Here is a 15,096-nt window from a genome sequence, read left to right on the forward strand (position 1 = left end):
GCACACTAGGACAGAAGCGTCTCCACGTGCGCCACGACCTCGGCGGGAGCGACCTTGACGGTCTCGCCGGTGGCCCGGGTGGTCACCTCGACCACGCCTTCGGCCAGGCCCCGCCGGCCGACCGTGATCCGGTAGGGGATGCCGGTCAGCTCCACGTCGCGGAACTTCACCCCGGCCCGCTCCGGCCGGTCATCGATGATCACCTCGACCCCGGCGGCGCCGAGCGCGGCGTAGACCTCCTCGGCCGCGGCGGCCGTCGCCTCGTCGTCCGACTGCGCGATCACCACGGCCACCTGGAACGGCGCCACGGCGACCGGCCACACGATGCCCCTGTCGTCGTGGTGGGCCTCCACGATCGCCGCCATCGCCCGTTCGACCCCGATGCCGTAGCTGCCCATGATCGGCGTCACCCGCCTGCCGTCCGGGTCGAGCACCTCGACGCCGAGCGCGCGGGCGTAGCGGTCGCCCAGCTTGAAGATGTGGCCGACCTCGATCGCCCGTTCCACCCGCAGCGGCTCGCCGCAGCGGGGGCAGGGCTCGCCGGCGGCCACCTCGCGCAGGTCGGCCCAGGTGCCGACGGGGATGTCGCGGTCGACGTCCACGCCGCGCAGGTGCACGTCGTCGGAGTTGGCGCCGGTGAACATGCCGCGGCGGCCGCGCAGCGCCTCGTCCGCGATGATCGGGTGGCCGGTGACGCCCACCGCGCCCAGGCTGCCCGGCAGCGCGCCGAGCGCGTCCTGGATCTCCTCGGGCGCGGCGGCCCGGATCGTGACCGCCCCGGTCGCGTCGACCAGCTTCTGCTCGTTCAGCGGATGGTCACCGCGGAGCAGGACCAGCGTGAGCCGGTCGTCCAGCAGGTAGACCAGCGTCTTGATCTGCCGGTCGCCGGGCGCGTCGTAGCCGGTGGCCAGATCGTCGATCGTGCGGACGCCCGGGGTGTCGAACGGCTCGGGCGCCGGGTCGCCGGCCCCGGCGGCGGCCCCGGCGGCGGTTCCGTCGTCCGGCTCGGGCAGCCGTGACGTGGCCTTCTCCACGTTGGCCGCGTAGCCGCAGGCGGGGGAGTGCACGATCAGGTCCTCGCCGATCTCGGCCGGGGACATGAACTCGGTCGACCCCGAGCCGCCCATGGTGCCGCTGGAGGCGTCCACCGGGATCGCCGGGATGCCCAGCCGCTCGAAGATCCGGACGTAGGCGCCGTGGTAGGCCTGGAACGAGGCGTCCAGGCCCTCCTGGTCGAGATCGAAGCTGTAGGCGTCCTTCATGGTGAACTCGCGGACCCGCAGCAGGCCGCTCTTGGGGCGCGGCTCGTCCCGGAACTTGGTCTGGAACTGGTACCACTGCTGGGGCAGCTGCTTGTAGGAGCTCAGCTCCAGCGCGACCGTCGCGAAGATCTCCTCGTGCGTCATCCCGAGGGCCAGGTCGGCGCCGCGCCGGTCCTTCAGCCGGAACATCTCCTGGCCCATGAGCTCCCAGCGGCCCGACCGCTGCCAGACGTCGGCCGGGTGCATCGCCGGCAGCAACATCTCCTGCGCGCCGATCCGGGTCATCTCCTCGCGCACGATCTGGACGACCTTGGCGCGGACGCGGACCGCCAGCGGCAGCAGGGAGTAATGGCCCGCCGTGAGCTGGCGCACGTACCCGGCGCGCAGCAGGAGTCGGTGGCTGGGGGCGTCGGCCTCGGCCGGATCGTCCCTCAGTGTCGGTGTGAACGTCTGGGACCAGCGCATCTGCGGACCATAACAGCGCGGCACCGAAGCGTCGTCGAGTCCAGGCGATGCCCGGGTCCTTAGTACCCTCGTGCCGTGAGTCGAGAAGGTGTGACACCGCAGAGCGAGGATTTCTCCGCCTGGTACAACGAGCTGGTCGTGCAGGCCCAGCTCGTCGACCGTGGTCCGGTGCGGGGCACGATGGTCATCCGGCCGTACGGCTACCGGGTGTGGGAGCTGCTCCAGGCGGACCTGGACCGGCGGATCAAGGACGCGGGGCACGACAACGCGTGCTTCCCGATGTTCATCCCCGAGTCCTACCTCAAGCGGGAGGCCGAGCACGTCGAGGGATTCTCGCCGGAGCTGGCCGTCGTGACGATCGCCGGCGGCAAGGAGCTGGAGGAGCCGCTGGTCGTGCGGCCGACCTCCGAGACCGTCATCGGCGAGTACATGGCCAAGTGGATCGAGTCGCACCGCGACCTGCCGCTGCTGCTCAACCAGTGGGCCAACGTGGTGCGCTGGGAGATGCGGCCGCGCATGTTCCTGCGGACGACCGAGTTCCTCTGGCAGGAGGGCCACACCGCGCACCTCGACGAAGAGGACGCGATGCGCGAGACCATGTGGGCGCTGGACGCCTACGCGGGCGTGGCGCGCGAGCTGGCCGCCATGCCGGTCGTGCAGGGCGAGAAGACCCCGGGCGAACGTTTCGCGGGCGCGGTGCGCACGTACACGATCGAGGGCATGATGCGCGACGGCCGGGCCCTGCAGGCCGGCACCTCGCACTACCTCGGCACCAACTTCGCCAAGGCGTTCGAGATCGACTATCAGGACGAGGACGGCAGGCTCCAGCTGGCCCACACCACGTCCTGGGGCATGAGCACCCGCATGATCGGCGGCGTGATCATGACGCACGGCGACGACAAGGGCCTGGTGCTGCCGCCGCGGATGGCGCCCCACCAGGTCGTCATCGTGCCGATCGGGCGCAAGGAGCAGGGCGAGCAGGCCGCCGCCGAGGCGCGCAAGCTGGGTGCCGCCATCAAGACGATGGGCATCCGGGTCCACGTGGACGACAACCGGCCGCAGCTCTCTCCCGGGTTCAAGTTCAACGAGTGGGAGATGCGCGGCGTCCCGGTCCGCATCGAGCTCGGCATGCGCGACATCGACGCCGGCGTCGCCACGCTGGTCCGGCGCCTGCCGACCGTCGAGGGCCAGGGCAAGGAGCAGATCCCGCTGGAGAAGGTGCCCGAGCTGCTGCCGGGCATCCTGTCGGACTTCCAGGCGTTCCTCCTCGCCCGGGCCGAGACCTTCCGCGAGGAGCACACCGCCACGGTCGACTCCTGGGACGCGTTCGCCGCCCAGGTCGCCGGCGGCTGGGCCCGCGCGTTCCACTGCGGGCGCGGCGAGTGCGAGGACGAGATCAAGGCCGACACCGCCGCGACGCCGCGGGTCATCCCGGCCGACGCGCCGGAGGAGACGGGCGTGTGCGTGAAGTGCGGCCGGCCGTCCGACTACGGCAAGCGCGTGATCTTCGGCAAGGCCTACTGACCCTGGACACCTGACCCTGGACACCTGATCCCGGACACCTGATCCCGGACACCTGATCCCGGACGGCTGGTCCTGGACGCCGCGCGGCCCCTCCTCACCCGGTGAGGAGGGGCCGTTCGCGTTGCGGAGAGACGCGCGGGACGGCTGATCGGTTTACCGCTCACTGTGTCCGGATGTGGCCAAAGTGGCGGATGTTCACCCCAGGAGTCTTGCCGGGTTTTGGGGCGCTATGCACAACATGTGGTGCTTCGTGATCGGCTCCCCGCGCACCGTCGCGTGCGGAGCAGACTTCGCTCCCCCCAGGAGGCACCCGCGAATGAGCAAGGCGTCGAAGTCCAGGCGATCCCTGGCAACGCCCGTCATCGCCCTCACGGCACTGGCCGCCAGTGTCGCGCTCCCCGCCCAGGCCCTCGCCCAGGAACAGCTGGGCACGGTCCGTAACGCCGGCGCCCCGGGCGCCGTCCCCGGCGACTACATCGTGGTGCTGAAGGACACCACCAAGGACGTCCCGTCCACCGCCCGCTCCCTGGCGGGCGAGCACGACGGCAAGGTCCGCCGCGTGTTCGACAACTCCCTGCGCGGCTTCTCGGTGAACCTCGGCGAACGCCAGGCCCGCCGCCTGGCCGCCCGTTCCGACGTCGCGTTCGTCGAGCAGAACCGCACGTTCCGCATCAGCGAGGCCACCGCCTCCTGGGGCCTGGACCGCATCGACCAGCGCGCCCTCCCGCTCGACGACGCCTACGGCCCGGCCGCCACGGGCCAGGGCGTCACCGCGTACGTGATCGACACCGGCGTGCGGCTCACGCACTCCACGTTCGGGGGCCGCGCCACCAGCGGCTACGACTTCGTCGACAACGACGACGACGCCACCGACTGCCAGGGCCACGGCACCCACGTGGCCGGGACGGTCGCGGGCGGCGAGTACGGCGTGGCCAAGGAGGCGAACGTGGTCGCCGTCCGGGTGCTCGGCTGCGACGGCAGCGGCTCCACCGAGGGCGTCATCGCCGGCGTCGACTGGGTCACCGAGAACGCCCAGAAACCCGCCGTGGCCAACATGAGCCTCGGCGGCGGCGTCTCGTCCGCCCTGGACGACGCGGTCAAGAAGTCGGTGGCGTCCGGCGTGACCTACGCCCTCGCCGCCGGCAACGACGGCCAGGACGCGTGCGGGTCGTCGCCCGCGCGGGTGCCCGAGGCGATCACGGTGGGGGCCAGCGACGCGCAGGACGCGCGGTCGTCGTTCTCCAACCTCGGGACCTGCGTCGACCTGTTCGCGCCGGGCTCGGACATCACCTCGGCCTGGGTGACCGACGACGGCGCCTCGCGGAGCCTCAACGGCACCTCGATGGCCAGCCCGCACGTCGCGGGCGCGGCGGCGCTCTACCTGTCGGCCAACACCGCGGCCACGCCCGAGCAGGTCGGCGAGGCGCTGGGCACCGCGGCCACGCCCGACGTGGTGACCGACGCCGGTACCGGCTCGCCGAACAAGCTGCTGTACGTCGGCGGCTGACATCGTCCACGTGACGCCGGCCGGCACCGGATGACGGAGCAGGCGCCCCGCCGTGCGCGGCGGCGGGGCGCCGCGCTCACTCGCCGGCCGGGCCGCGGACCGTCTCGCGCTCCACGGCGGGGGCGCCGTTCCCGGACGGGGTGCCTGCTCGGGGGGTGCTGACCAGATGCCGGGAGGAGTCGCCGGGCGAACGTGCGGCGGTGCGCCGGGTGAGCAGCGGCTGGGCGAACCAGACCCAGGCGCAGAGCACGGCGACCACGGCGGCGGTGGCGATGGCGGCGCCGGTCCCGCCCAGCACCTTGATGATCAGGGTGGTGGCGGAGGTGATCGACAACGCGAGCGCCACCGCGCCGAGGATGCCGTACCGGTTGGCCCGCCTGATCAGCAGGGGCTTCTGGTTGAGCCGGAACAGCAGCCGGTGCTGGATCACCGGCGCGATGAAGCAGATCGAGGCGAACGCGGCCGAGTACAGCGCGACGTAGAACAGGTCCCGGCCCGTGTCGTCCACCCGGTCGAAGCCCGGGGCGAAGGGCACGGTGAGCAGGAACGCGAACAGCACCTGGACGCCGGTGACCGCGACGCGGAACCCCTGCAACAGCTCCATGAGCTGGCGGTCGAGCCGCTCGTGCTCGGTCTCGTTGCGGGAGTTCGCGATGGGCGGCGCAGGCGATTCGGTGCTCATGCGGGGCCAAATACCCCCAACTTTGACATTTTCACCTGGTGGAGCGGCCCGGCTCAGTTCAGGGGCACCGGCAGCCTGCGCAGCGCCAGCATCGAGACGTCGTCCCGGAGGTCACCGTCGCAGTAGTCGAGCAGGTTGCGCTCGAGCGCGCCGAGCATGTCCTGCAGCGGCGCGGTGGCGTGCCCGGCCAGCACCTCGAGCAGCCGCTCCTGCCCGTACTGGCGCCGGACCAGGTCGCACGCGTCCAGGACCCCGTCGGAGTGGAAGAACAGGGTGTCGCCGACATCGAGGTCGAGCGTCTGCGCCACGGCCTCGAAATCGTCGAACAGGCCGAGCGGCACCCCGCCGCTGGAGGCGTAGCGGATCATCCCGTCGGCACTGATCACGATCGCCGGCGGATGGCCCGCCGAGGCCACCGTCACCGACACCCGTTCCCCGTCGACGTTCAGCCGCGCCAGCACCGCGGTCACGAAGCGCTCCTCGTCCAGCAGGCCCTGGTTGACCATGGACAGCACCTCGACCGGGTCGCTCTTCCAGCCCGCGAGCGCCCGGACGCCGTGCCGTGCGGCGGCGGTCACCGCCGCGGCCTTCTGGCCCTTGCCGCACACGTCGCCGAGGACCATGCCCCAGCCGCCGTCCGCGGCCGGGAAGACGTCGTAGAAGTCGCCGCCCACCTCGACACCGTGCGTGGCGGCCCGGTAGAGCCCCGCGACCTCGACGCCGGCGATCCGGGGCAGCTGCTGCGGCAGGAGGCTGGACTGGAGCGACACCGCGACCTCGTCGCGGCGCTGGTAGAGGCGGGACGCCCGGATGACCAGCGCCAGGTAGCGGCCGAGCCGCTGCGCGACCCCCAGGTCGAGCAGGTCGAACGGGCCGTGCTCGCCGCTGCCCGCGAGCGTGATCGTGCCGATGCAGCGGTCGCCGTCCTCGACCGGCACGCACAGGACGGACGTCGCGCCCATCTTCACGCAGGCGGACTGCCCGTCGGCGCAGACTCCGAGCAGGTCGAGATCCTCGACATGCGGCCGCAGCGCGCTCTGCCGGGTGGTGTAGACGGTGTGCGAGAGGGTGCCGGTCTCGGCGTTGACCCGCTCGAGGCTGCGCACGATGTCCTCGCTGCGCTCGTCCGGCGGCCCCATGGCCACCACCCGGCGCAGCTCGCGGTCGGCGTCGCCGTTGGCCGGACCGCCCTGGGCGCCGGGGCCGGGCCGCGGCGGGGCCAGGTCGATGAAGACCCATTCGGCCATCTCGGACGTCAGCAGCCGGGCGCAGCGGCGGATCGCCACGTTCTCGTTGAACACCGGCTCGTCGAGGAGCAGCTCGGACGCGGTCGCGAGCACGTCCATGCGGTGCACCAGGGCGGCCATGCCCTCGTCGCGCGGCGGAGCCGCGGCCGGGGCGCCGCCCGCCCGTGGCGCGCCGGCGCTCGCGCCGCCCTTCTCGCCGGGGGCCTCGTCCCCGGCGACCTCGGGGCCGTCGGTCGCGGTCGTGCTCGCGCCCGCCGCGACGACGACCATCGGGTCGGGCTCGCCGCGGATCCACACCCGGGCCATGGTGACGACCGCGTCGATCGGGTGCTCGCGGCCCAGGAACCGGACCTTGGCCCGGCGCCGGCGGCCGGTCCTGACGACCGCGGCCAGCTGCGAGCGCAGCGGAGCCCGCGTGGGCAGGTCGCAGAACGCGACGAACTGCTTGCCCGAGACGTAGCCCGGCGAGGTGCCCAGGAGCGCCGCCGCCTGCTTGTTGACGCGCCGCACGCCGGCGTCGCGGTCGAGCAGGAAGAGCGGCACCGGGGCGTCCTGGAACACCGTGCGCAGCACCCTGCGCTCGGTCTCGGCGGTCGCCGAACGGCCGGACGCGCTCGACTGGTCGTTGCCGAACGTGCGCAGCGCGCTCAGCGCCAGCTCCAGCTCGACCAGCGCCGCGTCCAGGGTGGCCCGGAGATCGGGCTCCGGCATGTTGGCCGCCTGGCGCAGCTCCGCGATCCTGCCTTCGAGCTCGCCGATTTCGCGCAGGATCGTCTCTGGTTCGAGCTGTTCGGCCATATGGGGTGCTCCAGGTTTTCCAACGACGAGGCAGGCGGGGTCAGGGCCCGTACTCGGTTCAGGCGTCCCCCCGCCGACCGTGGTCGCCTGCGCAGCCTATTCCTCTGCCGTCCGCCGGGCCTAGGCGCCGCCACGAGAGGCTACGGGGTGGTTCACAACGATTTGGCGTCGGACGTTACGCAGCTTATGCGGTGCCATGAGGAGCGGCGCCGCCCTCAGATGAGGCCCTGGTCACCGACGATCCGCTGGGCCAGGGCGGTCAGCTTGACCCGCCGCGACTGCGAGATGCGGCGCAGCTCGGCGAACGCCTCGTCGGCGTCGCAGCCGAGGGCGTGCATGAGGATGCCCTTCGCCTGGTCGACGACCGCCCGGGCCTCCACCGCCTCCTGGAGCTGGACCGCGGTCCGGTGCACGTTGTCGAATTGCAGCGTGTTGGAGACGGCCGCGCTGCTCTGGGCCGCCAGCAGGGCCGCCAGGGCGTGCTGGTCAGCGGTGAGTGAGCGAGGTGTCACTCCGTAGAGCGTCAATGTCACCAGCACGGGATCGTTGTAGTGCGGGGTGGTGATGAAACACCGCACCCCGCGGCGCAACATGTCCCAGGTCGTCTGGGGCCAGCGCGTCTCGGCCAGGACGTCGTCGGCGCTCACCGCCCGCCGGTTGCGCACGACGTCGAACACCGGGCCGACGCCGCGTTCGAGCTGCATGTCGGTCAGCTCGGCCACGTCGGGGTGGCTGGCGGCCGTCGCGAGCGGCTCGGGCCGCTCCGACTCGTCGGCGGGCAGCGCCCAGCGCACGCTCGCCGCGCCCGCGCAGCCGGGAACGGCGCGCGAGGCGAGGTCGGTGACGCGGTGCAGGGTGCCCAGGTCCGACGACTCGCCCACGATGCCCAGGCGGGCGATCTCGATGGCGAGCTGGTCGGTCAGGACGGTGTCGGGAGACGGCACAACTGCGACGGTATCCGGCCAGGGGACCGGATCGCACTCCTGGCCCGGTTTCGGTGTGGTTCGCCTGCCGTGATGATCTGGCGGTCGCCTCGGCATCGCCGTCTCACCGGCCTCACTGGTTGGGCTACATGTCGGGCGGGGCCTTGCTGATGTCGCTCAGGACCGCGGAGGCCTCGCCGTCGGCGATGACGAGATCACCGAGCGAGAGGATGCCGACCGGCCGCTTCTCCGCGTCGACCACCGGCAGCCGCCGGACGCACTGCTCGCGCATGAGCCGTTCGGCGGTCGCGGCGTCGTCGTCCGGGCCGACCGTGGTCAGATCGGCCGTGCAGACGTCGCCCAGCGGGGTCCGGGAGGCGTCGCGGCTCTCGGCCACGGCGCGTATCACGATGTCACGGTCGGTGACGACGCCGCAGAGGCGGCCGGAGAAGGTGACCAGGACACCGCCGATCCCCTCGTCCCGCATCACCAGGGCGGCCTCGTAGAGCGTCGCCTCCAGCGGGAGCGTGCACGGCCTGGTGGTCATCAGGTCACCGACTCTCCGAGACATGACGTCTCGTGCTCCTTCGCTCGTCCCGTTCCGCTCGTTCGCCGTTCGCCCGTCGTTCGTTCACCGAAGCCGCCTCGCCCGGTCTGAGCGGGGGGTGTAGCGGCGCACTACCCGTAAAGGGGAGGGCTATGCAGGCAGAGCGGCGGACCTGGGAGAGATCGGGGACGCCCGGTGCGCGCTCAGAAGCGGAAGACCGTGCCGGTGCGGGCGTGCAGCTCGCAGTCGTTGCCGTATTTCCGGGAGAACCTCACCGGCGTGCCCTGCCAGTGGCCGGTGACCTCGGCGACGACCGGCGCGTAGATCAGGACGCAGGCGGTGTCGGCGGGCTCGCCCTCGATGGCGCCGCCGCGTGCGCCGAGCTCGGCGCAGGCGCGCCGGGCCGCGGGGTGGCCGCCGCCGTCCGGGGCGCAGGTGAGCGTGACCGTGCGGGTGCCGGACGCGTCGTCGCCGGGATAGGTCAGGGTGAGGCGCAGCTCGCTGGCCGCGGCCGCCGGCGCCGGCAGGGTGCTCGCCCCGGCGGGAGCCGCGGCGATGATGGGCAGGACGGCGAGGGCGGCGCCCGCGAGGGCGGTGGCGACGAGGTGCGGCAAGGGGGCCTCCCGGGTTCGATACCGATCGTCGCTCAATGTATCTGAACGGATACCGAGAGTGGTCAGATCTTCGCCGGAAGATTCACAGGAGGACCTTCCCGGGAAATGAAGTGATCCCGCGGTCACGGGGTAACCGCGGGATCACGCCGGGGGAGGGGGTTCAGGGGATCGGGCCGTGATGCGCCGTGGGCTCAGGCGGCGAGGGTGTGGCCCTGGTGGCCGGCGAGCGCCTCGCGCAGTTGCTTGCGGCCTCGGTGGAGACGGGACATCACCGTGCCGATGGGGGTCCCCATCATCTCGGCGATCTCCTTGTAGGCGTATCCCTCGACGTCGGCGAGGTAGACCGCGTCCCGGAAGTCCTTGGGCAGGTCGCGCAGGGCGGTGACGACGTGCGAGTCGGGGATGCGGTCGAGGGCCTCGGACTCGGCGGACCGGAATCCGGCCGAGTTCGACTCGGCCTGGGCGATCTGCCACTCCTCCAGCTCCTCCGAGCCGGCGCGCATGGGCTCGCGCTGCCGCTTGCGGTAGGTGTTGATGAAGTTGTTGGTGAGGATGCGGTGCAGCCAGGCCTTGAGGTTCGTGCCCTCCTGGAACTGGTGGAAGTTCACGTAGGCCTTGGCGAGGGTCTCCTGGACCAGGTCCTCGGCGTCCGCGCTGTTGCGCGTCATCCGGACGGCGCTGGCGTACAGCGGGTCGACATAGGGGAGGACGTCGCGCTCGTACCGCTCCGGGTCGGCGCAGACGGGGGAGTTCGCAAGGGTCGTGGGGCGCGCGGTCGTTTCAGGGCGAACGGGCATGGTGACGGCGGTCATCTTCGCTCCCGTGGGTCAGGACCCGGGCGGGCCGGGCCGGTTGACTCCGCGCGGGGTGGGCGCGGAACGGGCGGATTCAGGCCGCCCCCCGTGTGTGAGGTACGTTCCACCGTTCCCGACGAGTTCGAAGGCGGCTCGTGACGCGGTCGAGGTGCCGGTCACCGCGGCGCATCGCCGCGGCCGGGGGCCGGGAGGCTCCCTGGAGTCGCCGGTTACCGGCGGGGTCTCGGCCGCGCATGGAGGGTGGGCCGAGGGAGAGCGCGCGGACCGCCGGAACCTGGCGACCCCGTTGCCGGGACGTCGCGGGCGTGACGCGGTGGGCGCTTCCACTCGATCGGTGGGTGTTCTCGCTAAGTAAGACGCTCGGAACGGTCCAGAAGGTTGCGTGGCGTCGGTCACATTTCACCCCCGAACGGCCACGTGGGGGGTTACCGACTGGTATAGCGCCTGGTAGGAGGCTTTTACGGGTTTTTTGTGGACCCATGACACGGCCGAAGGCCCCGACCGGTGGAGGCGGTCGGGGCCTTCGGGGTCTTCGCGGCCCTTCCGGGCGCGGCGTCCGGCGGGTGCCGGGACGTTACGCCCCCATGATCATCCGAGCAGGTGTCTCAGTGCCCGGCTCATCAGGAGCCGCTGCTCGTCGGGGGTCCTGGCCTGTTCGAGGCCGAACCCGAAGACGATCGAGTCCCTGGTCGCCACCGCCGAGACGGAGTCGATCAGGGCCTGGGACCGGGTGAACTCCGAGACGTTGGCCGGGCTGCCGGCGGGCGCGCCCTGGATCGCCCAGGGGCCGAGGCCCGACTCGAAGCCCTCGGCGTCCACCTGGCCACCGGTGGTGGTGACCCTGGTGTCGTCGATGAACAGCCCGGTGCCGCCGGTGAACGGGTCGCTCACGTACGCGATCGACACCTCGACCTGCTTGCCCGCGTACGCGGACAGGTCGAACGCGGTCGGCACCCAGCCGTTGGAGCTGCCGGTGAAGGAGTTCCACGCGCCGCTCGTGCCGGTGTTCTGGCAGGGGTTGCCGCCGGTCAGGTAGTGCGTGAGGAACGGGTGCATCTCCAGGAAGTAGCCCGCCTCGCACTCGGTCGGGACCGTGGTGCGCGTCCGGCCGTTCCGGTCCGGCAGGGTCGTCCAGTCGTCCCCTCCGGCCGAGCGCGCCTCGACGATCACGTGGTCGAAGCCGGTCTCGGTGCTGTAGGAGAGCTGCGCCTGCAGCGCCGGGGCCTGGGCCGCGGTCACGTTCGACAGGTCGATCGTCCGGGTGAGGCGCCGGTACAGGGCGTCCTGATGGGTGCCGCTGACGTACCACTGGCCCTCGACCGGCTCGAACGGGGCTGCCGCACCGAGGTAGTCGCCCGCCTTCCAGCTCCTGAACTGCGGGAACTGGGCCGCGGGCAGCACCGTCGAGGTGACCTGGAAACCGCCCGCCTCGTTCAGCGGGTTGGACGCCGTGCCGCCGAGATCGGCCGTCACGCCGTCCAGTGGCCGGTCGGTCCCGACGACCTGTGTGGGCGTGCCCACCCTGGCCCGGTCGTACCCGCCCAGGTAGTACTGGAGGAAGTCGTCCGACAGCAGCTCGCAGTCGTCCCGGAAGTTGGCCTGCACGACGCACGGGCGTTCGGGATGACCCTTGAGCCCGTAGTAGATGCCGCCGCCGTTCACCCGGTTGAGCGGCCCGTTGTAGCCGGTCGTCTCACCCGTGTAGAGCAGCTTGCCGCCTTCGTTCAGGTACGAGCGGACCGACAGGACGAGATCCTTGGCCCGGTCGGCGACCTGCGAATCGGGGAAGTCGCCCAGGAACGTCGGGACGATCGCGTCGGCCGCGTCCTGCGTCAGCCGGTTGTCGCCGAGGTACCAGACGACCGCCTCGAAGTGCTTCAGCACGCCGAGGTCGTGCGGGACGCCGTCCTTGTCGATGTCCCAGACCAGGGGCTTGTGCTTGCTCGCCTTGACCAGGTCGGCGTACTGCTGCGCGTACTTGGGCGCGCTGGTGCCGGCCGGGTAGGTCGGGTTGACGCCGGTGTAGTCCTCGTCCGCGATCACGAGCACGTCGGCCCGCTGCCGGTCGCGCACGGTGTAGGTGAAGTGCGGGCTCTCGACGCGCTTGCCCTTCTTCTTCCCGGTGAACCACACCTCGACCTTGTCACCGGGGCCCTGCCCGCCGACCTTGCCGCGGTACTCGGCGTAGTAGGTGTCGTTCTCGTCGCCGAAGCGCTCGCCGCCGTTCCACTCGCGGACGCCGGCGTCGCGGACGCGTCCGCCGTTGATCCGGTAGTTGAGCCTCTTGTCGCTCAGCGACCGCCGGATCACCGAGGCGGCCTCCTGCGACGAGCCGTAGGAGGTGCCGAACCTGTCGACCTCGAAGTCGGCCGCGGTCCGGCCGACCACCGACACCGGCTCGTCCGGCGTGTGGGTCGACTTCGCCGCCGCCAGCGCGAACGGGATGTTGTTGCGGAACTCGATGCCGACCAGGTTCTCGTCGTCGGGGAACTCGAAGATGCTGCCGCAGTTCTCCGGCGTGTACGGGTCGTCCGGGACGTAGCCGGCCGCGGTGACGCAGGTCGCCATCTCCGGCGTGATCGCCAGCGTGTGGGTGGTGTTGTCGGCGTACCCGTCGGTCTCGCCGTTGGTGGTGTAGAGCTGGGCGCCGAGCTGCGGGTTGTAGTGCGGCACGGCCGGGTTGTCGATGTCGCCCAGGAGCGCGTCGTGGATGACGTCGTCCGGGCTGCGGGTGAGGGTCTGCCAGCCGACGCCGTGCAGCAGCAGCTCGGCGGCGGAGTGCCAGTTGACCAGGTACTTGGGCTTGAGCCGCTTGTACAGGCCGATCTGCGCCTTGGTCTCCGGCTCCGACGCGGGGCCGGGGCCTCGGTAGGTCTCGCTGGCCGGGTTGGGGCTCGAGCCCTCGTTGTCGTAACCCCACTTGTAGGGGAAGTTGCGGTTGGGGTCGACGCCGTCGCCGCCGGTGATCTGCCCGTCGCCGTTGTTGTCCCGGGTGTTCTTGCGCCACAGCCGGAACCCGTCCTGGAACGTCAGGTCGTACCCGTCGGGGTTGACCACCGGCGCGAACCACAGGTCGGTGGTGTCGACGATCTTGGTGATCTCCGCGTCCTTGCCGTAGTTCTCCACGTAGTGGTGCAGGAGCCGGCGCACCATCTCGGGAGTGATCCACTCGCGGGCGTGCTGGGTGGCCTGGTAGACGATCGCCGGACGCTGCCCGTCCTTGAGGCCGGCCACGTTCTTGCTGACCCGGACGGCGGTGATCGGCTTGCCCTGGCCCGAGGTGCCGAAGTCCACGGTGGCGGCGATGCTCGGGTGGGCCGCCGCGAGGTTCACCATCTCCTCGCGGATGTTGCCGGCGCCGCTGTACGGGCGGAAGACCGCGGGCGCGGCGGCCGTCCTCGCCCGGATGTCCTTGCCGCCGACCTTCTTGAGCGTGAGCGGTACCCCGCCGCCGGCCAGCTGGGCGGCCTGGACGCCGCTCATCACCACGTCGACCTTGGTCCGGTCGCCGGAGGCCTTCCCGAACGTGATGTCCTCGTGGTCGAGCCCGGCGGCGTTGAGCCGCTTGATCTGGTCGGCGGTGAGGTCGCCGGTGTAGACGTCGACCACGCCGGTCGACCTCTCGGGTTTGGGGCCGGCCTGCGCGGCCGGGGTCGCGGCGAGCACTCCGGTCAGGAGTACCGCGGCGGCGAGCAGGGACGTGGCCGTCCGGGGTCTGACGGCCCGCCGGAAGAACGTGCGCGACATCGCGCCTCCTCGTGGCGGGGATCACGGTTCCGTACGGGGCAGCGCGATGGCGCGGAACGGCACCGCGTCTGCCTGCCGTGCCCGGTGGGTGTGGAGGGTGGCCCCCACGCCGGGACTGCGTGATCGTCTGCCCGGGAGATTCGGGTGTCAATGTCGCAGTGGTGCTCTTTGCCGCTTCCGGTCAAATCCCGATCCGTATGCGGCGGATGAGCTAGGGGAGGCGGCCAGGGGACGCTAGAGGAGGCGGCCAGGGGCCGCTAGGGGAGGTGGCCCGCGAGCACGGTCTGGACGAGGGTGGCGGCGAACTCGTCGGCGTCGGCGGGCAGGCCCGCATCGTCCGCGACCGCCTCCGGGCCCGCGAGGCGGGTGAGGAACGCGTGCTGCTGGCAACCGCCGAGGAGGGCGGCGGCGAGGAACGGCGGGCGGGCGTCCTGCGCGAGCCGTCCGGCCTTCCGCTCCGCCTCCAGGTAGGCGATCAGCGCGGCGTGCCCGTGCACCGGCCCCGCCGCGGGGCCGTCGGCGCGGAGCCAGGCGATCAGCTCGGGGTCGGCCAGGACCGGCCCGGTCATCGGCAGCAGCTCGCCGTAGAAGCGCACCATCGCGGCGGCGAGGCGGGTGAGGTTGTGCTCGACGGTGTCGCGGCCCACCGCGCCCAGCGTCTCCGTCATGGCGGTACGGGCCGTTCCGGTGACCTCGGCGAGCGCGGCCGCGAAGAGGGCGGTCTTGCCGGCGAAGTGGTTGTAGAGGCTGCCCTCGGAGACACCGGCCGCGCGGGCGATCTCCTTGGTGGTGGCGGCGACGATCCCGCGGCCGCGGATCACCGTGATGGCGGCGGTCAGGATGCGGTCGCGCATGGGTTCCGTGGCGGGGCTCAACGGCGGTACCTCGCTACCTCGCGGCTTCCGAGTGAGTGCTCACCCATTATGCCGTGACGGTACGTTCCGGCGCACCTCACGTTCCGGAGG

The 15,096-nt window shown here is 71.7% G+C and carries 11 protein-coding genes; 2 read left to right on the forward strand and 9 right to left on the reverse strand.

Annotation, left to right across the window (positions count from 1 at the left end):
- Positions 1-5: 5 nt before the first annotated feature.
- Complete coding sequence (locus ABZ810_RS34975) at positions 6-1,727, reverse strand: proline--tRNA ligase (protein ID WP_358410580.1); 1,722 nt, start codon at positions 1,725-1,727, stop codon at positions 6-8.
- A gap of 75 nt (positions 1,728-1,802) precedes the next feature.
- Here ABZ810_RS34975 and proS point away from each other — a divergent pair, with 75 nt between their 5' ends.
- Together proS and ABZ810_RS34985 are read left to right on the forward strand one after the other, a co-directional pair.
- A complete protein-coding gene (gene proS / locus ABZ810_RS34980) occupies positions 1,803-3,251 on the forward strand; it encodes a proline--tRNA ligase (RefSeq protein ID WP_358410582.1) in 1,449 nt (482 codons plus the stop codon).
- A 316-nt stretch (positions 3,252-3,567) separates the two neighbouring features.
- The gene (locus ABZ810_RS34985) at positions 3,568-4,758 is read left to right on the forward strand and encodes a S8 family serine peptidase (RefSeq protein WP_358410584.1); all 1,191 of its coding nucleotides are present in this window, start codon (positions 3,568-3,570) and stop codon (positions 4,756-4,758) included.
- A gap of 76 nt (positions 4,759-4,834) precedes the next feature.
- Here ABZ810_RS34985 and ABZ810_RS34990 read toward each other — a convergent pair whose 3' ends face one another.
- From ABZ810_RS34990 to ABZ810_RS35025, 8 genes are all read right to left on the reverse strand, one after another.
- The gene (locus ABZ810_RS34990; RefSeq protein WP_358410586.1) at positions 4,835-5,440 is read right to left on the reverse strand and encodes a DUF6328 family protein; all 606 of its coding nucleotides are present in this window, start codon (positions 5,438-5,440) and stop codon (positions 4,835-4,837) included.
- 53 nt (positions 5,441-5,493) lie between these two features.
- Positions 5,494-7,485, reverse strand: coding sequence for a SpoIIE family protein phosphatase (locus ABZ810_RS34995; protein WP_358410588.1), 1,992 nt, complete (start codon positions 7,483-7,485; stop codon positions 5,494-5,496).
- 215 nt (positions 7,486-7,700) lie between these two features.
- Complete coding sequence (locus ABZ810_RS35000) at positions 7,701-8,429, reverse strand: ANTAR domain-containing protein (protein ID WP_358410590.1); 729 nt, start codon at positions 8,427-8,429, stop codon at positions 7,701-7,703.
- A 124-nt stretch (positions 8,430-8,553) separates the two neighbouring features.
- The gene (locus tag ABZ810_RS35005; protein WP_358410592.1) at positions 8,554-8,979 is read right to left on the reverse strand and encodes a CBS domain-containing protein; all 426 of its coding nucleotides are present in this window, start codon (positions 8,977-8,979) and stop codon (positions 8,554-8,556) included.
- A 179-nt stretch (positions 8,980-9,158) separates the two neighbouring features.
- A complete protein-coding gene (locus ABZ810_RS35010) occupies positions 9,159-9,569 on the reverse strand; it encodes an SSI family serine proteinase inhibitor (RefSeq protein ID WP_358410594.1) in 411 nt (136 codons plus the stop codon).
- A gap of 191 nt (positions 9,570-9,760) precedes the next feature.
- Positions 9,761-10,381: a sigma-70 family RNA polymerase sigma factor gene (locus tag ABZ810_RS35015; protein WP_358410596.1), complete on the reverse strand. Its 621-nt coding sequence runs from the start codon at positions 10,379-10,381 to the stop codon at positions 9,761-9,763.
- Positions 10,382-10,972: 591 nt separating this feature from the next.
- Positions 10,973-14,131, reverse strand: coding sequence for a M14 family zinc carboxypeptidase (locus ABZ810_RS35020; protein ID WP_358410598.1), 3,159 nt, complete (start codon positions 14,129-14,131; stop codon positions 10,973-10,975).
- Between the two features lie 257 nt (positions 14,132-14,388).
- A complete protein-coding gene (locus ABZ810_RS35025; protein WP_358410600.1) occupies positions 14,389-14,985 on the reverse strand; it encodes a helix-turn-helix domain-containing protein in 597 nt (198 codons plus the stop codon).
- Positions 14,986-15,096 lie beyond the last annotated feature (111 nt).

This window comes from Spirillospora sp. NPDC047279, from assembly GCF_040643285.1.
Lineage (GTDB): Bacteria > Actinomycetota > Actinomycetes > Streptosporangiales > Streptosporangiaceae > Spirillospora.